Origin of the sequence: Bradyrhizobium lablabi (assembly GCF_001440475.1) — a bacterium.
Taxonomy (GTDB): Bacteria; Pseudomonadota; Alphaproteobacteria; order Rhizobiales; family Xanthobacteraceae; genus Bradyrhizobium; species Bradyrhizobium lablabi.
This window is the reverse complement of record NZ_LLYB01000098.1, coordinates 571-23,535: the sequence shown is the minus strand read 5'-3', so window position 1 is coordinate 23,535 and position 22,965 is coordinate 571. Positions and strand designations below refer to the sequence as shown.

Annotated in this window: 20 protein-coding genes and 2 pseudogenes; 12 read left to right on the top strand and 10 right to left on the bottom strand. The window is 58.7% G+C overall.

What is annotated here, in order from left to right; translation table 11 throughout:
* Positions 1-58 precede the first annotated feature (58 nt).
* From CQ14_RS43960 to CQ14_RS42615, 4 genes and pseudogenes are all read left to right on the top strand, one after another.
* A complete protein-coding gene (locus tag CQ14_RS43960) occupies positions 59-289 on the top strand; it encodes a hypothetical protein (RefSeq protein ID WP_156435537.1) in 231 nt (76 codons plus the stop codon).
* Between the two features lie 275 nt (positions 290-564).
* The gene (locus CQ14_RS47685) at positions 565-690 is read left to right on the top strand and encodes a hypothetical protein (RefSeq protein WP_283807280.1); all 126 of its coding nucleotides are present in this window, start codon (positions 565-567) and stop codon (positions 688-690) included.
* Positions 691-1,017: 327 nt separating this feature from the next.
* Positions 1,018-1,434: pseudogene (locus tag CQ14_RS46885) on the top strand (IS21 family transposase); the annotation flags it as partial.
* A gap of 548 nt (positions 1,435-1,982) precedes the next feature.
* The gene (locus CQ14_RS42615; RefSeq protein WP_156435536.1) at positions 1,983-3,437 is read left to right on the top strand and encodes a hypothetical protein; all 1,455 of its coding nucleotides are present in this window, start codon (positions 1,983-1,985) and stop codon (positions 3,435-3,437) included.
* Positions 3,438-4,161: 724 nt separating this feature from the next.
* Here CQ14_RS42615 and CQ14_RS28640 read toward each other — a convergent pair.
* The 7 genes from CQ14_RS28640 to CQ14_RS28610 form a co-directional block, all read right to left on the bottom strand.
* The gene (locus CQ14_RS28640) at positions 4,162-4,383 is read right to left on the bottom strand and encodes a hypothetical protein (RefSeq protein WP_156435535.1); all 222 of its coding nucleotides are present in this window, start codon (positions 4,381-4,383) and stop codon (positions 4,162-4,164) included.
* Between the two features lie 1,219 nt (positions 4,384-5,602).
* Positions 5,603-6,253: a hypothetical protein gene (locus CQ14_RS43955; protein WP_156435534.1), complete on the bottom strand. Its 651-nt coding sequence runs from the start codon at positions 6,251-6,253 to the stop codon at positions 5,603-5,605.
* A 222-nt stretch (positions 6,254-6,475) separates the two neighbouring features.
* Positions 6,476-7,549, bottom strand: coding sequence for a S1 family peptidase (locus tag CQ14_RS41620; RefSeq protein WP_063800439.1), 1,074 nt, complete (start codon positions 7,547-7,549; stop codon positions 6,476-6,478).
* Positions 7,489-8,310, bottom strand: a complete 822-nt coding sequence (locus tag CQ14_RS28625) for a matrixin family metalloprotease (RefSeq protein WP_245320577.1) — start codon at positions 8,308-8,310, stop codon at positions 7,489-7,491. The genes CQ14_RS41620 and CQ14_RS28625 overlap by 61 nt, the downstream gene beginning before the upstream one ends.
* A gap of 314 nt (positions 8,311-8,624) precedes the next feature.
* On the bottom strand, positions 8,625-10,784 hold the full coding sequence (locus tag CQ14_RS28620) for a S8/S53 family peptidase (protein WP_057861169.1): 2,160 nt from the start codon (positions 10,782-10,784) through the stop codon (positions 8,625-8,627).
* Between the two features lie 170 nt (positions 10,785-10,954).
* A complete protein-coding gene (locus CQ14_RS28615) occupies positions 10,955-11,758 on the bottom strand; it encodes a trypsin-like serine protease (protein WP_199805634.1) in 804 nt (267 codons plus the stop codon).
* 51 nt (positions 11,759-11,809) lie between these two features.
* Positions 11,810-13,000: a hypothetical protein gene (locus CQ14_RS28610; RefSeq protein ID WP_156435533.1), complete on the bottom strand. Its 1,191-nt coding sequence runs from the start codon at positions 12,998-13,000 to the stop codon at positions 11,810-11,812.
* A 282-nt stretch (positions 13,001-13,282) separates the two neighbouring features.
* Here CQ14_RS28610 and CQ14_RS28605 point away from each other — a divergent pair, with 282 nt between their 5' ends.
* The 3 genes and pseudogenes from CQ14_RS28605 (at position 13,283) to CQ14_RS28590 (ending at position 16,092) form a co-directional block, all read left to right on the top strand.
* Positions 13,283-13,639 (top strand): hypothetical protein, encoded by a 357-nt coding sequence (locus CQ14_RS28605; RefSeq protein ID WP_057861166.1) that lies wholly within the window; start codon positions 13,283-13,285, stop codon positions 13,637-13,639.
* Positions 13,640-14,092: 453 nt separating this feature from the next.
* Positions 14,093-15,126 (top strand): annotated as a pseudogene (locus tag CQ14_RS28600) (IS110 family RNA-guided transposase).
* A gap of 375 nt (positions 15,127-15,501) precedes the next feature.
* Entirely contained in the window at positions 15,502-16,092 is a 591-nt protein-coding gene (locus CQ14_RS28590; RefSeq protein WP_057861164.1) for a ComEC/Rec2 family competence protein, read from the top strand.
* Between the two features lie 84 nt (positions 16,093-16,176).
* Here the strand turns inward: CQ14_RS28590 and CQ14_RS28585 are convergent, their stop codons facing one another.
* Both CQ14_RS28585 and CQ14_RS28580 read right to left on the bottom strand, forming a co-directional pair.
* Positions 16,177-17,523 (bottom strand): type II toxin-antitoxin system HipA family toxin, encoded by a 1,347-nt coding sequence (locus CQ14_RS28585; protein ID WP_057861163.1) that lies wholly within the window; start codon positions 17,521-17,523, stop codon positions 16,177-16,179.
* Entirely contained in the window at positions 17,513-17,791 is a 279-nt protein-coding gene (locus CQ14_RS28580; RefSeq protein WP_225670154.1) for a helix-turn-helix transcriptional regulator, read from the bottom strand. The genes CQ14_RS28585 and CQ14_RS28580 overlap by 11 nt, the downstream gene beginning before the upstream one ends.
* A 198-nt stretch (positions 17,792-17,989) precedes the next feature.
* Here CQ14_RS28580 and CQ14_RS44845 point away from each other — a divergent pair, with 198 nt between their 5' ends.
* The 4 genes from CQ14_RS44845 to CQ14_RS42610 all read left to right on the top strand — a co-directional run bounded on the left by CQ14_RS44845 (position 17,990) and on the right by CQ14_RS42610 (position 20,899).
* Positions 17,990-18,292, top strand: coding sequence for a hypothetical protein (locus tag CQ14_RS44845; RefSeq protein WP_199805633.1), 303 nt, complete (start codon positions 17,990-17,992; stop codon positions 18,290-18,292).
* Complete coding sequence (locus CQ14_RS28575) at positions 18,231-18,602, top strand: Wadjet anti-phage system protein JetD domain-containing protein (protein ID WP_057861161.1); 372 nt, start codon at positions 18,231-18,233, stop codon at positions 18,600-18,602. The genes CQ14_RS44845 and CQ14_RS28575 overlap by 62 nt, the downstream gene beginning before the upstream one ends.
* Positions 18,603-18,918: 316 nt before the next feature.
* The gene (locus CQ14_RS28570) at positions 18,919-20,094 is read left to right on the top strand and encodes a transposase (protein ID WP_156435532.1); all 1,176 of its coding nucleotides are present in this window, start codon (positions 18,919-18,921) and stop codon (positions 20,092-20,094) included.
* Positions 20,095-20,362: 268 nt separating this feature from the next.
* Entirely contained in the window at positions 20,363-20,899 is a 537-nt protein-coding gene (locus tag CQ14_RS42610; RefSeq protein ID WP_199805632.1) for a hypothetical protein, read from the top strand.
* A gap of 138 nt (positions 20,900-21,037) precedes the next feature.
* Here the strand turns inward: CQ14_RS42610 and CQ14_RS28560 are convergent, their stop codons facing one another.
* Positions 21,038-21,529, bottom strand: coding sequence for a hypothetical protein (locus CQ14_RS28560; protein ID WP_156435530.1), 492 nt, complete (start codon positions 21,527-21,529; stop codon positions 21,038-21,040).
* A 604-nt stretch (positions 21,530-22,133) separates the two neighbouring features.
* Between CQ14_RS28560 and CQ14_RS47905 the strand changes: the two genes are divergently transcribed.
* Entirely contained in the window at positions 22,134-22,307 is a 174-nt protein-coding gene (locus CQ14_RS47905; protein WP_347337162.1) for a DDE-type integrase/transposase/recombinase, read from the top strand.
* Positions 22,308-22,965: the final 658 nt, after the last annotated feature.

Here is a 22,965-nt window from a genome sequence, read left to right as displayed (position 1 = left end):
CTCTCGCTGCCACCGTCCTATGGCTGCGATAAGTGTCCACACCACCTAGGGGGCGGATTTGGAGCTGGCCGGCGAATTGCACGCCGGTCATGCCCAAGGCCTCGCGTATGGCCCGGATCCAACTTTTGGCGGCATGCGGAACGGCTCGGCTGGTTTGAGCCCGTCTAGTCGTTCATCCAACCGCTGCGGGCGAGAAGTCTTGACGTCGTTTCTCATCTTACAAACCGATTTCCTCGGCCTTTCATCAGCCTATGACCTGATTTTGATTCATGAAATCAGGATACAATGACTCTTCATCAAGAAAGACAATATGGCCAGCTTTGCGTGTAAAACCAATGGCTTGCGGCGGTAAGTTAAAGCACAAATCGCGGTCATTCGCCTACGTTGACTGCCGATGACGAATGCCACGCTCACGGAGACCCAGCCTAGCGTGGCGGGTGAAATGCCGCGGCCGACCGCCCGAATATTTCAATCAGCCTTCGCGGGTTCGACACCGAGGAACATGCGCGCGCATTTGGCAACCTGGCCACGACGTATGTACACACTTTCAGCCGCTATATCGACTTGGCCGCGCTTGACGGCACCACCATCGCCTCCGACTACGCGCAAGCGCTCCTTCAGCTCAACCGCGGCTACGAGATCAAGCACAAGCTCACCCCGTCGGAAGGCATCGTATGGGCGTCGCCATGACCCGCCGTCATGCGCGACGGCACAGTTAGGAGCCACATGCTCTTGAATGCCGGTGTCCTGCTTCTGCTCGAAGACGAGAACGAGTTCTACGAGCAAGCACTCCACACCCTGACTAATGAATGCGCCATGTCGAAGTGACAGAACGCTTCAATGCGGCCTTCCGAGCCTGCTCCTGCAGAGCAAGCCCCCGAATGCACATGCGCAATACCGGTGGGAGATCATCAAGGCGTGTTGGGACGAATATGCGGTGACGCAGATTCGCGGGCTTTTGGGCAGCGCCTAACCGACCGTTACGGGGAGACGTTCGTCACCCCACTTGGTGAGACGCGGCGCGCGACCTCGGCGTGGAGCAAGGAGCGCGGGCAATCAACCGCTGCGGCCTACGTCCCGCTGAGCTTTGCGCCGTCGAAGCATGCCAACTCAACTGGAGTCACGAGGTGGCCTTGCTGAACGGCACCACGGTGACGCCCATCTCCGGCTCTGTCATAGCCGCATGCTGTTCGTGCGGACTTCTCCGCGGGAGACGCAGGAGATGGTGTTCGACCCCCGTGACCAGGCGTTCCCCCGTTCAAGGGCACCTAGTCGCGGCATCTACGACAATATGAAGGCCGCGGAGGAGACGATCTTTGGCGGCAACGATCGCCGCTTGCTGCAGATGTGTAGCCACTAGCTGGTCGAGCCGGGTGCCTGCACGCCGGCCCGGGCTGGAAGAAGAAGGGACAGAACCAGGTTCGCCTGGTTCGGGCTGGACGATCGCTGAGCGACCATCCGGCCCATCTCGAGGTGCCGCTGCCGCCGATGGTGGGCGAAGCAGGCGATCTTGGCAAAGCTGACAGCCGAGCGGCGGCAAGCAGTTGCGTCGTTTTCAGCCTCGACGGCAAGCGGCCACACGGGCCGCTTTCCGTCTAAGTGAAATTACGGCAGGTTCGTCAGCTTTCGGAAAGCCAGTCCGAATACAAGACCGTTGAAGTTAGCGGCGCGTGCTAGAACAGCGGTTGACCAGGACAGAGAAAGCGCAGCGTCACATCGCGACTAACTTCAATTGCAGCGCGGGCGCCGTAGGGACAGCGTCGATTACGCAACAAACGGCGCCGAGTCGCGTCCGCGCTGCTTCCAGTCGCTGGACTGGATCGCCAGGCCACTGGTGCCGTCGGAATCTGTCAGCCAATGACACGAGTGGCATGATGGTGTTTTTCATGGTCGTCGGACGGCTTGGAGCTGGTGTGCTCGTCAGCTTCTTGAAAGCTGGCCCTGGTAGTTGTGAACTTTTCGGGTGATCTGAGGAGGTGAGTGTGGACAATTTCAAAGTAACAGGTTGGTCGCAGGTGTCACAGCCAGTTGCGCAGGAGGAGCAGGCGGTACAGCCCGGGCAGATCATCGCTTTCGAACAGCAAGTGCACCCGTTCCTATCCGATGATCTCTGTGCGTGCTACCCTCATCTGTCTCATGAGGATCGGAGTTTGATCGAGAGTGCAATTCGTGCCGCTTTTGTGAGGGGGGACGTGGACTTGGCAGCCGGAGGCCGGTACGCCAACAATCTTGCCAGTTTCGCGAATAGTCTCGGATCTAAGGGTCTATCGATGGTTGGGCTCAATACCAACGAGTTGAACGCTGAACTAAGGGCTGGACACAATCGCGGCGCGTATTTACCTAAAGCGTTGGATTACCTTCGTAAGTTCCGCGATCGCGACGCATCTGCAGAAGCAGGGAGCTCACGGCAGCCTCGGAGTCAGGCCAACATCATAGATTTTCGAGATGAGCAGCTTATGAGCGGCCCTCCACCAAAACGTCGGCGACTGCTGGATGACGAGCCCCCTCAGTTGACGGTCTCGGTCGATCCAGGGGAGCTTGGCGGATTGGAAGCGCGGCTACATGAGGAGCTTCAGCCACAGCGGAGTGCTGAGCCCGGGCCGTTGGCGCTGGTCCATCCAGATCACTTCCCCTTCGATCCAGTGCAATTCCCTCCAGCTGAGTTTCGGCAGGTGCTAGATGATCAACCCGCCGCGGCGCCATTCTTCAATGTCGATCCAGAGAACTTCACGCTCGATCCAGTCCAATTCTCTCAAACTGAGCTTCGGCGATTGCTGGATGATGAACCCACGCCTTTCGAACAGCAAGTGCGCCCGAGCTCACGGCAGCCTCAGAGTCCGCCCGACATCATAGGTCTTCGAAATGAGCAGCTCATTGACAGCCCTGCAGCAAGAGTTCGGCGACTGCTGGATGATGAGCACGCTCCGTTGACGGTCTCGGTCGATCCAGGGGACCTTCGGGAACTGGAAGAGCGGCTTCGTGAGGAGCTTCAACCACAGGGAGGTGCGGAGCCCGGGCCGTTGGCGCTGGCCGATCCAGAGGACTTCACCTCCGATGCAGTGCAATTCCCTCCAGCTGAGTTTTGGCAATTGCTAGACGATGAACCCGCCGCGGCGCCATTCTTCAATGTCGATCCGGAGCACTTCACGTTCGATCCAGTCCAATTCCCTCCAAATGAGCATCGGCGATTGCTGAATGATGAATCCGTGCCTAATGAAGCGGGTCCGCTGCCACCCTTGTCGTTTTATGCACCTCCGGGCTGGCAGCACGGGGAACAGTGGGCGCCGGAAGACCTCAAAGAAGGAATGCTCTTGCACAACGTGCTGCCAAGCCTGTCCGAGCCAGAGAGAACTTTAACTCTCCGCGGCGTGAACTACACGGCCACTATTGGGCCGCCAGGCCTGGAGCATGAGATTTTTCTCCGCAGGACAATTTGAACAGTTTTGCCTGGCATAGCCTGCAGTTCTTCCGGGATCCAACTTGGCGGCCCGTGGATTACCCCCGAGCCTGGAGAGCCAGGTGGTCAGCTTCGCTTATGCAAGAGCTCATGAAAGCAGGCCCGGCGCGCCGTCTCGTCGAGCAGGCTGTCAAGCTGGTCACGGATGCGGGGAGCTGCAATCGCGCCAGCATGGCGTCGCGCCGATCGATCGGGGCTCGGGTTGTCTTCTTTGCGCGCACCATCAGAAGCTCCCGCAATAGCTGCTTTGTATTCGGCAAGAGGACCCAACAACCGATAGCGGTGGAGACCCGCGGCAGCGTAGCTGCCGTAACAACGATCCGAACGACGGCTGCGCGCCGAGCGGCTCGAACCGGTGTGCCTCGTGTCGCGCAAAGCGCGCGATCGGCATCTCGCTTGTTGCTATGTGTATTGCCTCACCTGAGGATGTTTGAGGGATGTAGTCCCGACTGTCGGCCGGTGCGAGATTGCGTCATTGCTCGCAGGATCGAAGGGACAGGGGACGTCGCGGAGTGCCCATCACACAGCAGCGGCCCCAGTCCGGGGATCACGGGACAGTGCCGCACCCTCAGCCGTGCGCGGGATGTTCGTCTCGGTTGCTTTGCGCATGAGCGATTGCAACAAGCGCTGCACAATGGTGTGCTGCGGCGGACCGAATTGTTCGGAGCGTTGTTCAGCGAGGCGACCTAGAATTGCGAGCGCGGTCAGACGGGGCTCAGCGGATCGAGCATTGATGGCATTCTCATGCGCTTTTTGTATGACTTGCGCATACGCAGATGGATGATGCGCTGCTCCCCTAGATGCACCTCATTGCCGATCCCCTTCGCGACGCTGCTGCGTTCTTGGTCGGTGCCGGGTGGCTGGTTGCTCAACCTCGGATGCGCCAGTGCCCGTTCACTTGGCTGAACATGGTAGCGCTTGACCACCTTCGCGCCTCGCATCGCCGACGCATTCGTGTGAAGCGTGTTGAGACCGTCCGGAACAAACTAACGTTTCGAGCCTCAAGGATTCCCAAACAGGGCACCGCCCGCTGATCGCGACTGTCGCTTCGATGCAAGTGGCTCCAGCAGTTCTTCCCAAGAACTCGTCGCCTGACCGAGGCAGCCGCACGGTTGACATCGGGTGCGATTTCGCGCACCGAAACTTCCGCCACAAGAACGGCAAAACGCGCCTGCTCGCGCTGAATCAACGAATGGCGTCAGCAGAATTCAGGCGGCGGCGAATTCTACCCTGCTTCGAACGGACGTTGATCCCCCAAATCCGGCACGCCGGCCGCACGCACTCGCCAAGATTCTCATCGCAGCCTCCACGTCCTCCTTCGCCGACAAAAGTGCCATGGCTCGGCTCCATGGCCGCAAGGTGGACCGTCGCGGTCCGTCTGCTCCACCGCCGTTCCAGCCGGAAGCGGTGCGGCCGCCTCCTCCGGCGCCTTGCGCGCTCTCAGAAGGCCGAGCTTGGCGCGTCCTGGAAACGATGGAAGAATGAATGAGACTATTGCCGCTGACTGAACCTTGCGCGATGAGGCGCATCGAACTCGGTGATCTCGCTCGCGGATCACAAATGTACTCGCAGACCTGACGCCGGAATTTAAATCCTGCACGAACGCCAGAATCAATTTGCGCAATATCCGGCGTTTGCTCGCGCAGAAGCATCCAGGTCCTTGCGGATTTCCTATGCCTTGTCGCTCGAGGATCTCACCCGCGCCGGCGACCGCATCATAGCCGCCTGCGTGGCGCTCTCCTGAAATTTCTCACGATGTCATCCGCCAAAGCCTCCGCCCCCGTATGGCCGAGACCGGCCTTGTTCACATCATGGCCGCCATGGCCTGCTGTCGACGGTTCTCGCAGAAGAAGCGGATTCGATGGCTTGTGGGCTTCCGCTGGGGCTGGAGATCGAAGAGCACCCGCGGCACTTTTGCCGGCTCGCGTGTCCACTTGCGAGAAGAGCGACCGCCTCGGCGATGGTGCTGCGCTTAAGACGCGGTCTTCAATTAGAAGAGGCCATTGGCGTGCAGCGAAGTTTCGTTCTCGATCGTACGAATCGCACGTCCTCGAGAACAAGAAGCCGTTTTTCTGCTCTGGCTGCGCCAGATCAGCAGAAATTCGGCTTCAATCATCGAATATGTAGGTATCTTTTGCGATGGAATTAGCGTGAAAGCTGAAGGACATTTGCGGAATGTGCCGAAGCAAAAGATGGCCGCGCAGGGCGCTGAAGTGCGGCATTGCACGCGAAGGAGCGTAGTGCGCGGCTAAGGGAAAGAACCAGTTCGGGGGGCGCTCTATCTGCTCGCTCGCCCCTCCGGCCCAATAGCGGTGCACGACATCGAAATAGAACGAGAATTCCCCCTCGATCCTTGCCGTTGGCGTCGTCCTTTTCACCCATCGCTTCAGACCTTTTATCGCCATTCCACCCCAAGCCCCACAGGTCCGCCACCGCGTTGGCTCGCACGGAGCGATAAAGCCAGTCTTTAATGCCCAGATTCTTTGTAAGTGAGTGGTACGAAATCGTTTCGCGCTCGCAGGGCAGCGCGCTATCAAGGATTAGTTTTTCAGAGTCGAAATTGAAATCGACGCTTCCAGTACGGTTTCCCCTCATATCAAGAGTGACACCATTACCGCTTCCCACAACCCAATTCGAGAAGCGCGTCGTCGCGGCAGCAGGAACCCTCCGAGTTAAACCGGCACCCGGAACGATGTCCGCTTCCGATTTCGGATTCAGCGTGACCGCGATCTTCCAGTTTCGTGCGTTGAACAATTCGTGCGGCGGCACCTCTCGATCAAAGCGTACCGAGCGCATCCTGAAGTTCACAGGCCGAATGGAGCATGATCTCCCGCATTGGAAGTGCCCAGTCCGGTGCAATGTCGGGCATGATGGCGCACCCGCCGAGCGCGCATGTAAGCGCAAGCGCTGTTCGATGCAATCGTGCCATTTTCGCCCCCTTACCGTTCGTTCGCAATCGCCGTCCGTTTGAAGATTGCTCTCCCTCGCTATTGATCGTTTACGGCTGTCGTCTAACTCCTATTGTGCGCCATCCCCTGCGATGCGCTCTTGCCGCAGCGTCACGTATCCGGCCCACCATCCGCGCCAGCGATCGATAGCGGGACCGCTTTCCAGCCGGTACGCAAAGACGGCAGATCCTCCGCCGCTATCAATATTGCAGGTAATATCGTTGGCATGATTTGCGCTTTCCGCCTTCGGAGTGCACGCGACGATCTTGTAGCCGGGCTCTGCCAGGAAACGAGATTGATAGTTCCGGGAATGCGATGCCAACGCTACCGGATGATCGTCCTTGGTCTCTGAAACTGTATAGCTCCGTTCAAGTTTGGTAGGACCCAGAGGTGCTTTCGATGATCCTGCATCACCGACCGCGATTGAGGTGCTCGCATCGACGACGAGATCCTCCTGAGATGCACGCCAGCAGCGCTTTTCCTGAGGGATTTTGTCTATGTGCTGATAGAGGGGGCTCGCCACGAGCTCTGATACCGGGATGAAGTAGTTTACGCCGTTCACATTGCGCGTCTCTCCGCCGATCGTCCACTGGACGATGCCGCCGGATGCGATGCCCAATAAGAAGCCATGGTCTTCGAATGCCGGTCCCCCGCTATTGCCCGGGTTCATGACGGTGTCAGTCTGCCATCTGATTTCTTTCGGAGGTGAGCCATGGTTGCTGATCAAACCGCCCGATAAGCTCAGGTCTTGGTTGAGCGGAAATCCGAGTACGAGCACTGTAGTACCCATCGGGGCTTGGGATGGGTTCGACACAATAGGCATTGGACAATGCTTGCCGCCGGCATCCAGAACGGGCGTACTCAACTCCAGCAACGCCAAGTCCCGCTGAGGATCACGTGCCAAAACAGTAGCAGTTTGCGGATTGTTTAGGCGGGATTTGAGGCGGATAAAGATGTCCAGCCGCTTGTAGTTGTTCGCTTCCGGAAGAACATGATTGTTGGTAACGATAAGCGTCTCACCAATTAAAAGGCCTGAGCCCGCCCCGACGTCTTGTTTATTGTTGAAGAGCGTCCCAATCGTCTCTACGTGAGCGACGCGGGCATCGTATTTTCCGGCGACCTTGACCGCAGCCTCGTCAGCCAAGGCGCTGACGGTAAGGCATTGCGCGATCGAGCACCCTGGCCAGGTTTGCCATAAAAGGTTTGTAGCGCCTCGATGTCGAGGTCGCTTAGTTTGCCGTCGCCGTTCCATATCGGGTTACAATAATTCATGATGGATTGTGGATCGTACTTCGTAACATTGTAGTCGCCAGTCGTGCCTTGGGCGTCCTTGCGGCATTCGGCGGGAGCATCTGCACGATTTTGCTCATGGGCAAAACCCAAGGCATGCCCGAACTCATGAGCCGCGACGGCGTACACACAGAACTCGCGGGTCGCCTGACAGCTTTTGCTCCATGTCTTGAAGGTAAAGTTGAGGACCATCCCATCGGGGCGCTGGTCGAGAAACTTGCCGAGTGCCTTGGTGTGGGCGCCCTCCTCCGCAATGCGGATATGGATTCCGGGCGTGTCTTGCGCACACTTCCCCCATCCTTCGAATTTAATCTTTGAATAGCGCTGCCACGTTTCCTCCACGGCCGATCGCACGATCAAACGATAAGGCGCGTCGTCTGTGACAGGATTTTCCCAGCAGACCTGGATGTTCAAACGCTCCCACTTTGACGCTTTCAGGACGGTACCGAAGCCCTCTTCCTTGGAGACACCCGCTGGAAGCGCGGCTTGAGCTCTCGCGCTGGACGGCTGAATCACAGCTGCGCCAGACGTGACGAGGGCGAATAACGCGAAAGCCAAACAGCAACTCTTCGAAGGCATCGTAAACGCCCGCGCTTCAAATGCATCAATGAACAAATCAAATCAATCATAAGTTGGCACGGATCGCAAGTGCCCGCGAGCGATCACTTCCAATCTCTCATTGAACGATCGCTTCTTCTCGTCCCTCAATGGCCGAAGTTAGATGCCGACTTGCAACGACAGGACATGTAGAGGCAGCTAAGCGAAGCACCAAATACCGGTCACCGCCCTCGCACAAACAAGCGCAAGCCGCCCGCCCGTGGAGGTAAGCCGTCCCTCTTTCGGGAGGCGGCGACGCTACGAGGCCGCATTGAGCTGTTTCGGGTCTCTCGTCCCGGTTCGAACCGCAATGCGCAAAGCCCGACACCGGCCTACGGCTGCCACAAGTCGCAGTTGTCGCAAAAGGTGATGCTCTCGAGATTTCTGATATCCAGCGTCTCGGCGGGCCCGAGCCTTAGTCCATCGTCAGATGCCACGGCCTCCTGAAAGCCTATGCTGCTGAGCTGGCCGCTCGCCAGCGTGCAATCCGAAAAATCTACTGCCCCCTGATTGGTTGGTCCGATCTTGCGGACGACGCTGAACTGGTCAGGCGTGTCGGTGCGTTGAACTTGCGCAAAACTGCCCTGAACGAACGGGACATTGCAGAGCGTGCGCCCGGGAGCCCAGGTAATGCGTCCGAGACGCATCTTTCCGTCACCCATACGTACAACGTCAAAAGGAGTGGCGAGCGCTACTGGTATATCGAGCACCCGGGACGATCGTGTTGTTTTCCGAAGATCGCTGGAGAAGCGGCCGCTCGACAGGATTCGCGCCTTGCGCCTTGCACCGGCCGTGAATTCCTGGAGCAAGTTGGAAGCAAAGGACGCCAGCGGGGCGGAGAACGATGTACCGCTCAGCACGACCGGCTCGAACTTTTGCGATGTGCTGTTCCAGGACAAGGTCGGCACCGCGCAACCTGGCGCGCCGATATCGACAAAGGATTGGCTCTTGTTGGATTTCGTCCAATATTTGTTGTCGGATGACACGGCGCCAACCGTCAGTACATTTCGCTTGGAAGTGCCGCCCCACTGCGCCGGGATGATGCCGACCACGTCGGCTCCGTCATTGCCGGCAGCGATCACAAACAGAACTTGTTGCTGCTCGTTGAAATAGCCGCTGAAGTCGGGCGCCTCTTCCATCGTCTCGATATTGAATTTGAGGCTGAGGTTGACGGATACGATATCGGCTTGACCCCAGCCTGTTCCGGACAGGCTTCGCGTGACCGCGTTGGCATCGACACCCAGCTTGTTGCCGGGAAGCCGCTGATAGCCCATCAAGTCGACGATGAAGCCGCCTTGCGTATCGATGTGTTGCCAGAGCCAGCCTTCGTCCAGAAGCTGCGTTCCTCCGAGCGCCAGCGCGAGCACGCCGACGCCGTGGCTGGCATTCTCCGAGTTCTCGTTGAAGTATTCCGGTGGACGCGCGACCGTCCACAAGAAGCGCTCTCTCAGTGGATCGTCATCGCGCGGACTGGGATGGAAGAAGTTTTGGTTGAACGGGGCGGTGCCGACCTTCCCGCGCGGGAATCCGGTGTCGAGGATCAGTAGTCTGCCCGTAAGCGGCATTTTACCGATGCGTTTGCGCGCTTCGAGGACGGTCTTGAGTTCGTCGAGATCGATCGGCCATTTCTTGGCCGCGCCGGGCGTGCAGTCGCCGGCGCCGCCACTGAGCGGTTCGGCAAAGTACGGCGTAAACTTCGACAATTGGCCGACTGCCGAGGCCGTCGGCGGCAAAGCCGCGAAGATTTCCTTCGCGGCCGCCTTGACATCGGTGCCTTCCTTGAGGGTGAGCTGATATCCGCCAGGCGCGAAATCCGACGTAACAACGCTGGAGCCGGTAGGCAGTCTGCTGAAGTCGGTCGTCTGATTTGACGCCCGAATATCTTGCACTCGCGCGATCCGCTCGAAGGCGGCCGAATTCAGGATCAGGTTGCTGTCGAGCGACGTTGCATCGGTGGCGAGCGATCCTTTCAGCAGCTTCTTGTATTGTTCGCTCGCACCAGGATCGAGAATGCGCCCGCTGTCGAATCCCGCGACGATGGCGGGGCCCTGCTGGACCAATTTCTTTGGAATCGTCTTGTTGAGATGTTCGTAGCCTATCAGTTGGCCGCCCCAATTAGTGCTGGAGACATCCTCGAGCGCCGCGGTCGTACTCGCGCTTGCGATCCATTTGGTGCTCTTGGGGAGCGCGGCAACAGACGGCTCGGTCTTGCGCATCGCATCCTGCAACGTACGCGCCGTGGTCGGGGTCAGCTTGCCCCATTCGATGCGCGTGTTCGATGCCTTGGCCGTCGCAAGCTGCTCGTCTGCATAGAGGCAGGCCGGAAAGACCAGCGTTGCGTCCTTGGTAAGGATCGTCTTCCCAGATCGAATATCCTCATTGCCGGCGTTGGCCGACAGAAAGACCGGAAGATAGTAGCGGCGCGCATTGGCGGTACCGCAGATCTCCGCGATCAGCTTCAAGATGTCCGAGTTGGCCTTGGCCGGGATCATCCGTTCTTTTCCGAGCTTGGCGGCTGCTACCACCAGCTCGGGAGTGAGTTTTGTCGTTTTTATGAGAAGGTCCTTGCTGGTGTCCTGGCCAAGAGCCGATGGCGAACAGAGTCCAAGCAAGGAAATAATGCAGCAGGAAACGAGCAGCTTACGAGCGCGCATCGTGGCCCTCAAGGCGAGAATCGATCGTGACAAAACCGCGCGTCCTGGTGAACGCCGCATATGCGTGCCTTCCGGTCGTCCGCCCAGTCCCGGATGAAGTCCGCCATCACCCCGGTAAGTCCTGTTATCGCGGAGACGCGGTTAACCGCGATATAGCCCGAATTGATGCCGACGATCGACCGTGGATTTACCGGCTTGTCGTCGACCGCCAGCAAGTAGGCGGAGCCGCCGCTGTCACCCGGACAAATCACGACGCCGCCCCGGGTTCGAACATGGCCGGTCGGCAACGTGGCCAACTGGTATACCCTCGCGCTGCCGCCATAAAGCTCGCCGTCGGCTGCGAGGGTATTCACATTGCGACAGCCAAACCCGAGCAGATACAGGTTGCTGTCGATGCGAACGCGCGTCGACCGCAGATCGAGATTTTCAAATCCTATGGTGCTGGGGAAATCCTTCGAACTGTAGCACAAGGCAATATCGGCCTCGAGTGTCTCGCGGACGAAAAGCGGATGCGTGGTGCAGTCGATCGGAAATATATCGGCGCCCAACTCCACTTTTGCCTGGGTCGCACCAGCGACGCAATGTGCCGCCGTTATCACCGCGCGTTCGCCAACGATGGTGCTGGTGCAGGCAAAGTTATCCGACAGAAAATATTTGAGCGTTGCCGGCCACGTCGCTACGTCCTGCCTGGTGCCGCCGTCGATCTGAGGAGCGCCTGCGCCGGCAGGCGTAGCTTTCTTCATGACGATTTCGGCCGCGTAACCGGACGAAATGCTGCCAATCGCGAGCAGCAGCGCCGCAGCGCCCAGCAACCGTATCACGCGCTGGCGACGGGATTCATTCGACATTGCGAAGCTCCAGCCTTATTGCTTCGGCTGGGCGCGGAATAGCGACCAAACGAAATCCAGTTGAGTATAGCGGAGGATCGACTTGCCGTTGGCGTCCTTGGTAACGAACCAGTTCGAATCCGGCGGTCCGTTAGCGCTCTCGCCATTTGGCATAAAGACCTGTAGCCGATCGTTGCCGCTCGCGCCGATGGTCGCGCGTGCATGACAAGTGATGCACGACGAGCTCTTCTGGAACCCTCCTTCGGGTTGCGAGTTGGCGAGCAGCGTAATGTTTCCACGCGAGTCGACGAAATCTGTTTGCGTGCCCCTCAGCCGAAAGAATGCCCATTTCGTTCCCTGTAAACCGATTCCGCTGGGGGCCAAGTTGCAATTATACGGAGCGGCCGGACATGCAAAGCTGTCGCGCGATTCGAGCATCCATGGCTCATTTCCCGGGCGCGTTGGGTTATCGACATGTTCGAAGGTTGCCCAGAACCAATTCGGCAGATCCTTCGTGGTGATATGAAGCGCGGTTAGACCGAAAATGATGGTCGTGTTGCCCTGGCGAAGTGTCGTCCAGTGGTACCGGGGCTTATCCGCTTCGCTAATCACACGCCATTGCGCCTTGATCTCCTTGGCCGGAAGCGGGAAGGAGATCGTCAATTCACCGGCCTTGGCGAGCGCGTTCTGACCATCCCGATTGTAAAGCGTCTTGCTGCGGACGAATTCGTAGGCCTCCTTGTTGAGACGGGTTTCGTTGATTTGGTTTATTGCCGCGAGGGGATCAAACGCCGGCTGAAAAATTCCAAGCTGATTGTCGCGGGCGATTTGTTGGAGCGGCCTGGGATCGACGTCGGCAGCGTTCCGCGAGGCGACCACAGCCGGCAGGTCCAGCCAATCGCCGGGATCCTTTCCATCCGATCGAAAAACCTCACCGCGCGCGTTCTTCCAGGTTTCCCAGACAACCGGTCCGTCCGCACCGAATTTTGCGGCAGGACTTGCGGCGCGCTTTGTCACATCTGCGGGCCAATTGAGCGCGACAAACAATTTCCACGCGTACTCGTCAGGGCGATTAATCGCGGCCGCCGTGTCCTGCGGAATATCATAGGGCTCGCTTTGGGCAGGTGTCCCTGACGCGAAGCAAACCGCAGTCAAAACCATAAAACGTCTAATAAAGGCCGGACTATTGAAAGATGCGGAAATGAAGAACGGAACCAGGCGATACATCGCAGCCTCGGATCAATAAAATATGCCCATATCATCGGTTGCACGACCGAGGGATGTCAAGACAAAGATTTCAATCGAGGATAGCGGTACCCGGATCCCTCTGACGGCCCTTGGGTTCGCCTGCTCGTTCCGGTTGACTTCGGCAATCCGAGCTCTACAATCAGAAGTAGCATATTTGGCGTGGAATCGAGGCGCAATGAATTTGTTGCACACCTCTCAATTGCGCATCTCCGATGCATGTGCGGACCCAGTCATCGAACGCAATTTCGATTGGTGAAGCGGATGGCCAACAAGATCAACGCATGGACGGATTTCCAGCAATTCATGGATGATTGCTGTCAGAGGCTGAATGTCGATCCTGATGTGTCGGGCCACGGTCGCTGGTGGCGCGCCATGACCTATCAGGTATTCGTCACCGAAGGGAAGGTCAAAGGTCAGAGGATTGTCTTGCCCGGCGATCCCGACAATTCAATTGTACTTCATGCGTTGCGGGGCGACACGCCTGATTTTAGCAGCACGGGCCGTTTCAGGCGCATGCCGCTGGGTGGACCGTTTTTTGATCATGCCGATATTCTCGAAATTGAGGACTGGATTCGTCGCGGCTGTCCGGAGAATCCGGATCCTATCCCAATGGCCTGAAGTCCTTGTAGAGACTACAGAGCGCCCTCCGAGAAGAGCGCGTTCGACGTCGGGGACGGCGGCGACGTGACGCCGGAAGGCCGTCGTTGGGAGTTATACGAATCCCGCCACCCGGCCCTTGATGTCGACGCATTGGGACGAATGCAAGTTACTGCCAATCGACGTATCCGCCGTCGAGCGACGTCCCTGGACGTACGAGTCAACTGAGCGGCCCTCAGCAGCGCCATGATGCTCGGTCCACTGTTTAACCTACTAGTCGCCGCCGGTGATCGACAGGAGTCTGCTGCCCTTAGCGATTCCGGAATTGCCCCAGCGCGACATTTGCTGCGGTTGCACAAAAGGTGGTCGGTATCGAAGCAAAGCAGATGAGGTGGATGGCTCCCGCTCACGGCATCTAGGTGCCAAGGTGTGAAGGCTATCAAGCATTCACGAGCAAAATGGGAGCCATCCGTCATGGAGATTACCACGATCGGCCTCGACCTGGCCAAGAGTGTTTTTCAGGTTCACGGCGTTGATGCGACCGGTCAGGTCGTTATCCGCCGGTCGCTTCGCCGAGCGCAGATGCTGCCATTCTTTGCCAGGTTGCCTTCCTGCCTGGTCGGCATGGAGGCGTGCGGCACCTCGCATTACTGGGCACGCGAGCTGATCAAACTCGGCCATCAGGTGCGCCTGATGCCGCCGGCTTACGTCAAGCCGTATGTCAAGCGCGGCAAGACCGACGCGGCCGATGCGGAAGCGGTTTGCGAAGCGGTGACGCGGCCGACGATGCGGTTCGTGCCCGTGAAGTCGCCCGAACAGCAGGCGGCGCTGTCGATGCATCGGACACGCGATCTGCTGGTCAAGCAGCGCACGCAGTTGGTCAACATGATGCGCGGCCTGCTCGCCGAGTTTGGCATCGACATCCCCAAGGGGCTCGAGCGGGCGCTGTTGATGGCAAGACGGATCGTCGACGGTGAAGCACCAGATGTACCGACGGAAGCTGCCAAGATCGTCAGTACGCTGTCGCAGCAGGCGCTCGACATCCACATCCGGCTTCGCGAGATCGATCGCGATCTGCTTGTCTGGCAACGTGGCAACAATGTTGCGCGTCGTCTCATGACGATCCCTGGCATCGGGCCGATCGGCGCGACGGCACTTGCCGCATCGATCACCGACCCACGTCAGTTCCGCTCGGGGCGGCAGTTCGCCGCCTGGTTGGGATTGACGCCGCTTCAGAAGTCGAGCGGCGGCAAAGAGCGGCTCGGTCGCATCAGCAAAATGGGCGATAAATACCTGCGCAAGCTGCTCATTGTTGGCATGACCTCACTGGTGCGACGGGCAAAGTAAATCCCAAGACGGTCGATCCCCGGCTGGCCGATCTGCTCGCACGCAAACCCGTGCGGGTCGCGACCGTCGCGATGGCGAACAAGACAGCGCGGATCGTCTGGGCGGTCATGGCACGTGGCGAGACCTATCGTGCCGGCCACCGGCCAGCATTGGCGACATAAATCAACGATTACAAGGCTTGGCTGAAGAGGAGATCAGCTTCACGGGGTTGCGAGAGCGATGCGATGTGATGGCAAACCGGTCAGACCGGGAACAGGAACAACCCACCCGATGTCCAAGGCGTCAGAGCCTGATAAGCAGAATGGGATCTTGTTCGCGGACTCCATCAGGGCCAGCAGTCTCAACCGACTGCATCAACAGGCCGGACAGAAGACTGCACCCGACCAAAGCCAGCACATCCATTTACCCCTTGCAACGCGGGAGCCATCCACAGAGGACATCGCGAACGATCATGAGTACGTGTCCTAGTTAGCGACCGCGCTTTAGCCTGAAATTCGGACTCATATCCAGGCGCACGATGAGGGACCGGACTCAGCTTGGGAGAAACCGGGACTCAAAGTGGTCCGAAAATTCCTATTGAAATCATTGAGTTTTTATCGTCAATTGACTCATTAGTTCTGAAAAATGCAATTATCGCAGATGACCTTCTTACCGAAACCCTGCGCGAGGGTGGCATCACCGCGGCGGAAAACGAATCCAGCGTGGTTCTCTATGGCCAGATCGACGGCCGAAACATCTTTCTGAGGGCGGACGCCGGATTGAAGGCTTTGGGGGCGGCCGTATCGTACGGGAACGCCATTGGTCTGCAGTTCGGAACCGCCCTAAACGTGTTTCGGGTGCCGCATCACGGCAGCCGCAACAACATCTCCCCTACGCTTCTCAATCGGATCGTGGGGAATGTCTCAGGCTTTGGAACGAGAAATTCCATTGGTTGCGTCATCTCGGCGGGGCCTGATGATGAAACTCATCCCCGGCAAGTCGTGGTCAACGCGCTGATACGACGTGGTCTCGTGCCGCAGGATACAAAGGGAGGTATCCTTCTGTTCAATCACGGCGTACTGAACCGACAAGGTTTCGGTCCGGTTCAAACGCTGCAGTTCGCGACCAGGGTGGAGGCCTACGATTGACGCGGATGATGTCGGCATTTTCTTGATCCGGCCCAGATCCGACATGTGCCACGCGGGTGATGGTTCGCACCCGGGCCCCGGCGGTCACATCCGATTTCCCGCTGTGGGAAGCTCTTCCGGGTCGTCGGTCGCGATCGTCGGGTCATTCAGGTCGTAGCTGAAGCCTTCGTACACGAAAGCGCTGCGGATGAGCTCGCAGTCCCTTTCGCTGACACCAGCCTGGCGGGCGACCGCGTACCAGGAGGCGCCGACGGTTTCGATCATGCCGTCGATGATGCGAGTAGCCTCCTCCTGCGAGACGAGAAATCGCTCGCTTTGGGAAAGCAGATTGGTGCGGTTGGCGTACCGGCCCCAATCCCCGAAAGCCATCGCGAGATCACGGCGCTCCAGCGCGATCATCGGATTCGGCGTCAGATCGTAGGCAGGCGACAGCGACCAAGCCGTATCCTTTGCGACGATCGCGTGATTCCGAGGATGGTCGTCGGTGTTCGAAATCAGCGCATTGAAACATACGCGACGGAAGAGTTCCGGAAGATCCCTGGTCTGACTTGCCGTAGCGGCCCGCCGGACTTCGTCGGCGAGCAGCAGATAGGACCATTTGCGGCGTTTGTCCGCAGTCTCGGGCGAGTCGTCCGCATCGATAAGCGTCAAGGCGCTCACCATTCGGCTACGCAAATATCCTTTCTCCGTTTTGTGACGGTCGAATCGCTTCACCAGGAGCACGTCGCGAGTACCGACGGTGGTCAATCGACTTTCCGCGCACGAAATCCCGCACGAGCGCGCGAGTGTCAGCATCGCATGCTCGACGCGAGGATTATTCCACCGGTCGTCGGGATGCGAAAATTTGGCTACCCAAAGCGCATCCTCATCTTCGACGGTCGCCTTCGGACGCGCGCCGCCCATAGACGTTCCGGCATTCAGAAGCGCTTCGGCCTGTTCGGCGTCGGCACCCGCGGGCTTTGGAGCATCCGGATCCCTCTCCGCCGCGACGATCTGGTCGGCGAGGTCGATGAGCTTGGCCAGATCGATAGTGCGATTGAATTTGCGCACAGGTGCCGGCGGTTCGACATTGAGACCGAAGCCGAGCGCGCCGGCGCGGTCGTCGGGCGAATTGAGCAGATACTGAATCTCTGTCGGTGCGACGTTGCCCAGCCGCTTCTCGATCAGTTTCCGCCCCCAGGCGTCGGGAGAACTGTCGCGAAGCGCTCCGAAGTTGCCCCGCAGCTTGGTCGTCCGGAACACCGGCACTTGAAGCTTGAGTTCGACCGGATCGAATTCGACCCGGTCGTTTCGCGAGAGGTAGCTCTTGCCATAGACAAATTGGCCTACCGCCGTCCCTTGGCGGCCCGTATCGAGTTGGTACCTCCCGGCGGTGACCGGTTCGGTTTGTCCTGGCAGCGTGATGTAGACGAAGCACTCCTCAGAAGGCATTGCTGGGCCCTCCTCCGGTTCGCGCGCGCTCGCGCTCTTCGAGGCCGCTGAGGGCCAGTCCCTCTTCGTCGGTCTTCGGGTCGGCCACACCATCTAGCGTCTGAAGCAAATTCATGGCCCACAGAGCTGCGACGTAGATGCCCGCGCTGGTACCGAGCTTGCCCTTTTCTGCGTCGGAGAGCACATGGCGATCCACACCGAGTTTTGCGGCGAGCTCTGAAAGGCTGAGGTTGCGCCGAAGCCGCGCCGTCCTGAGCTTGTTACCCAAGTTTTGCAGAGCTTCTTGGACAGCAATCGGCGGGGCATTTGTGAGTGCGCTGCGGGGCGGCATGGCGTCTTAAGGCTCCCTTATCCAGGTTAAAGGCGTCTCATGGCTCCAAAAAGATAGGCCTGCCTCAGTCAAAAGTCAAGCCATTGGAACCATAACCTACCCTAAACTGCCTTAATGGCGCCTTAAGATGCCAAGATGACCAAATTTGAGGTGCCGACCGAGCCGACCGCGCCCCCAGCCAGGCCGACAGGTTACCCGGCTCAGCCGATCCTTCTGAACGTATATTTTGCGGGAACTTTTTCCTGGATACTCTTCATCGAGAACAAGGTTTCATTCGAACGCGTCATCCGCGACGCCAGAGAAGCGCTCCTGGGTGGACGATTCACTCCCTATGCCGGCGCCGCCTTGATCTACTCACGTGGGGACGGCCGGGCGGATGCTAAAATCGTCCGGATCCAGGGCGTTTTATTGTCTGGACGCAGTCTCTGCTGCAACTGAGCTGGAGGCATTCGATGCGGCCTTCTACAGCGACCTCGACGTCGACGCAGCCTTCTGGGGCGACCTCGACCATGCCGGCATGGCCATCCTCTCGAGCCTGCGCATCAACTTGCCTTCCGCGCGGGCATGGGAGCCAGGGTACGCGCCCATGGTAGTTCGCCTCGATGCCGGGGAAGGCCACACTCCGGAGGAGGCCAAGAAAACCGGCCAGAAACCGATCCTATCGACCGGCTGCACGTATGCCGACAGCGTCCTGATACCCGCCTTGGCAAAACAAAAGTCGATTCGTCGACCAGGAGTGAGTGGCTAGGACCGCATCGGGAGCCTATGGCAAAAAATTGCTAATCGACGTCGAGCTACCCCCGGCGGCATCAAAAAAGCCGCCTTCCCGCTCGGCCCCACGGGTGGTCATTGGACAGATCGCCGACTCGCTGCGGAAGCCGAGGTTCCCGACGAGCAGTTCTGCGCACTGGTGATGCAGCACGCCAGCGGGCGCCACGCTGCTGCTAGGGATCTACACGCCCGCCGGGCCCGCCCTCACCTCGACTTCGGGTCCCCCATCATACCCGGCGTGGGCGGTCGACCCTCGGCGCCGTCCTGCTTGCGCAGTCGAGCTCCGACGGGCTGTGAGCTACTTTCGCGACTTTATAGGCCAGAACGAGTGGAAGAAGCGGCGCAATGCTGCGGCCAACCGCTTGTATGCGGCGTCGCTCGGCCGTGTCGACCAGACCGACCGCGGCAGATTTTTTGAGGAGTCCGACGTATTCGGTTGGTACCTCTTCTTGGCCGAAGCCTTCATCGATCATGTCTGGAATTTCGAGCCGACGTTGGGATCGCGGGTCGTGCCGGTTTTCAAGGCTATCGGGCGCAATCTCGATCTGCTTCTTTCGGTCGATGGCATCGAGGAACGGGTACGCCGCCTGGTCACCAGTGAAAGGCGCCAACCAAATGGCGGGCTCTTTGAACTGCTGGTCGCATCCGCCTATCGTTCGTCGGGAGCGCGGGTAAATTTTGTGCCCGAGCAACGCGGGCTGAGCCGGACATACGACATGGACGTCGACATCGGTTCCCGCTCGTTCGCGGTCGAGTGCAAGCGCTTGGAGACGAGCCAATACGGCGAGCGGGAACGAACCGCAATGCGCGAATTGTGGTGCCACAGCGCGACGGGGTTTTCCCAGAACGAGCAAAGCGCATTCTGCGATGTCCATTTCCGCGTTCCTATCGATCGGGTGCCGCCCGATTATCTGACCGAGAAATCGCTGGAGTGGCTCAGATCCAACCTGCCGTCGCTGCTTTGGAGCGACGATGTCTCATATGGTGCGATGGGCGAGCTCGATCTCGACCCTTTGCGCGACGTTCTTGCCGACCACCATGTGCTTGCGTCGAGCTCACGAATGCTGGAGCTGCTCTGGGGCCGCTACGTGAGGCACGCCAACTACATTCAGGTGAGCCGCTTAAAACTCGCCGACAACCCACGATATGTGCGCGCATGCGATCTTGCCGTACTACTCCGTTGGGAATCGGCTTCTTCCGAAGCCATCGATGCCAAGGCCCGCGACATCACGACGAAACTATCCGAAGCCAACGATCAGCTTCCCGTGGGTCGACCCGGTGTCGTCCATATCGGCTTCGAGGCCGTCGAAGGGGATGGCGTGGAACGCGCCAGACATCGGAAAATCATCGAAAGGGCGCAAGCTTTCGACCCGAAGGGCAAGCCGTTGGAGTACGTGTACTGCCACTACTTCGTGCCCGAAAGCCCGCCGACCAGGCGTGGGCCTTCGACGAGACGCTCCAGTGGGTAGGCATCACGCCGACCGGTCCCCATCCTCTTGGAGAAACGTTGCTGATTCTTCCGGCGGAAGGCGTTCGCGAAGGGCCTCACTGGCGTTGAAAGTCGCCTAGGCCCCTAGTGCCGGCCGATGTCGCAACGAGGGCGGTCGAACGATGGCGACCGGCGCTCCAGGCAATACGGCTTTCCGCTTATCTCTTTCAGAACTTGAACGGATAGGCAGGTGGAATAAATTTGGAGAGGATTCGAGAAACGAAAACGCCGTCGCCATGGTTGCCTGATTGCAAATAGAAGAACACACTGAGCCGAATGAAAACCCAAAACGTTCGATTTTCGACCAGTTAGTCCCCGGTCTCGAAATCCGAAAACCGGAGCTGCAAAAGTCCGCCGACGTTCTCTGTCAGCATTGCACCGGAACCGGTTGCGGAATCTACAATATCCGTCCGTCCGTCTGCCGGACCTGGTTCTGCTTGTGGCGCCGCATAGAGCAATTGCCTGACTATTTGAGGCCGGATCGCTGTGGCGTGGTCTTCTCGCTCGACCAGCACGATCCGCCAAGGATCCTGTTTGAGCGTCTATGCATCGTGGCTCGAGCGGTCGACCGCGCGGAAGCCTTCGATGTCGGCCCGGTTCGCGCCGCCCTCGATATGTTCGTCGAAGAGGGGTCGCTCCCCGTTTGGCTTAGCTTCAAGGGCGCGAAGCGGATGATATATCCGTCGCCGGAGTTCGCCGAAGCCATTTTAAGGCCAGACCAGACCACCGGCGATGAATTGCTCGCACGCGCGGTGAGCTGGAGAAAGCGTTACGGCCTGGACTGAGAGCGACGCGCCGAGGATTGCGATTGGCGGTACGATCTCCTCCTGGGACCCAAGATCGATCTATGCCAGCATAAGATGACCGTCATCTGCGCAAGCGGGCCGCAAAACGATGCAGGGCGACCCGATCGCTATCGATCATCAGAAAGCCGCGTGACGGAAAGTCGTCCGTGCCACCCAGAACTCGCTCATCGTCGATCTGCGCGACCAGGTAAGCGAACGGGGGTTGAAACGACGAAGCGGCCAGCCAGAATCTTCGTGCAGTTCATCCGCTCCGACGGTCCCTGTTCCGGATTTGGCCAGCGCAATATCGACGAGAGCGACGACATCGACTTCGGGATTGCTTTTTCCCGTATGAGGATCGAAGGCGATGAACAGATCCGCAGTCGTGAACATACGGGGTAGCCGCTTCGAGATGAGTGGCCCGAACCGCTCGGTGATCGCGTTTTCGGTGTATTCGCGGACACAGCGCGAGAATTCGATCTGCCAGGGCTCGCCGTTCCAGGCTTCGGCATTGGAGGAAACAAAGAGATTGACCTGACACGAGATGCCGCCGGAGAGCCAATCAGCTATCTCGCCGATATGGCGATTGAGGTTGGATGAGCGGCGTCGAGAGCCCGACATGTAATGCAACGATGCCATCCGCTCTGGGCCCAAAGTAAAGCCAGGCTATCAGCCCTCCGGCGAGCGCCAACAGCATGGAGACGATCCAATAGAACGGGTTCCGAGTATAGCTAGGTAACGTTCCCTCTCGGAGCAAGCCTCTCCAGTGCAAAAGTTCAAGTAGAACACCTCCCACCGTCCCTACCATAAAAACCTGCCACGCAGAGGTCAGAGACATAACGATGCTCCAGATCAGAGACCGGGTTCGCTGGCCAAGCCTCAGCGCACCCGCGCGATCGTGCGGCCCAGGCGCTCTGTTCGAAAACGGATCTCCTTTATATCTCCGCGCGAAGGTTTCGACACTGGGCATCTCCCTAGGTTGCGGTAACAGCTCCAGCCGGGAAAACTGGTTACGGCCTTGTCGTAGATCTCGATGTGGCGAACATGCAGCCGAAGGAACGCACGGCGGATTGAGGAACAGAACTCGTTTGGCGTGTGCGAAGGGCCTTCAGATTTTTATCGCGCTGCCTTGTCGAGCCCTCTTCAGATTGGCATGAGCTCGATGTGCAGGGCGAGTTGCCGGGACGGCGCGGCCAGTACCCACCCAATCAGAGGAGGTTCACTGTGAGGGAACATCACCGCCTCGAACCGGGTCGTCGCTGATATCACCTACATTCAGACTGCCGAAGGCTGGATGTACCTGACTGCCATCGTGGACCTCTTCAGCCGCAAGATGATCGGTAGTGCGATGCGCGGCCACATGCGGATCGAGCTCGTCTCCTCCGCGCTATCGATGACGATCCGCTAGCAGCGGCCCGCTGCCGGATTGATCAGTCATTCGAGCGCGGCGTGTAGGGCGGATTCACAGGAATATCGCGCCGCCCTCGTCCCGCCGATCTCACCGCTTGTCTTCGGACGTGAATTTGGCCGGGCGTTCAGACGGAGGGCATGATTGAAACGCTTGCAATGTTTAGTTACCTCGAGAACCGAGAGTGCTGGTGCTGGCTTGTCGTTACATTAAGAAGGTCCAATAAAACGATCAGTCGTGACTGGCCTCGAATGCGGATCGAAGCGTCAACATACGGCCCTCATTCTGGAAGATGCGCACCGCTGCCTAAACCCCCGGTTTTCCTAAAAACTTCGAAGGATAAGGGCATGCGCCTGCGGCGTACACCGTTGGAGGACCGCGATCTGCGGGTATTTGCGAAATATCGAGCATATCGCCCCTTCCCGCCCCTCCGGTATCGAGTGGCTTCGGTGTAGGTATTCAAGACGTTTTTGAACCGACTGCGATCGTCCCGGTCAGTTCGTTGTAATGCAAGTTGCACGGGATCTTCTTTATTCACCCGCAATCAGAGAATTCGAAAACTCTCATCGGGTCAACCGATCTCCACGACAAGAGCTGACCGAAACTACCATGCGAGTTATCTTTGTGGTTCGGCCAGATTGATTCCGCTCACGTAGAC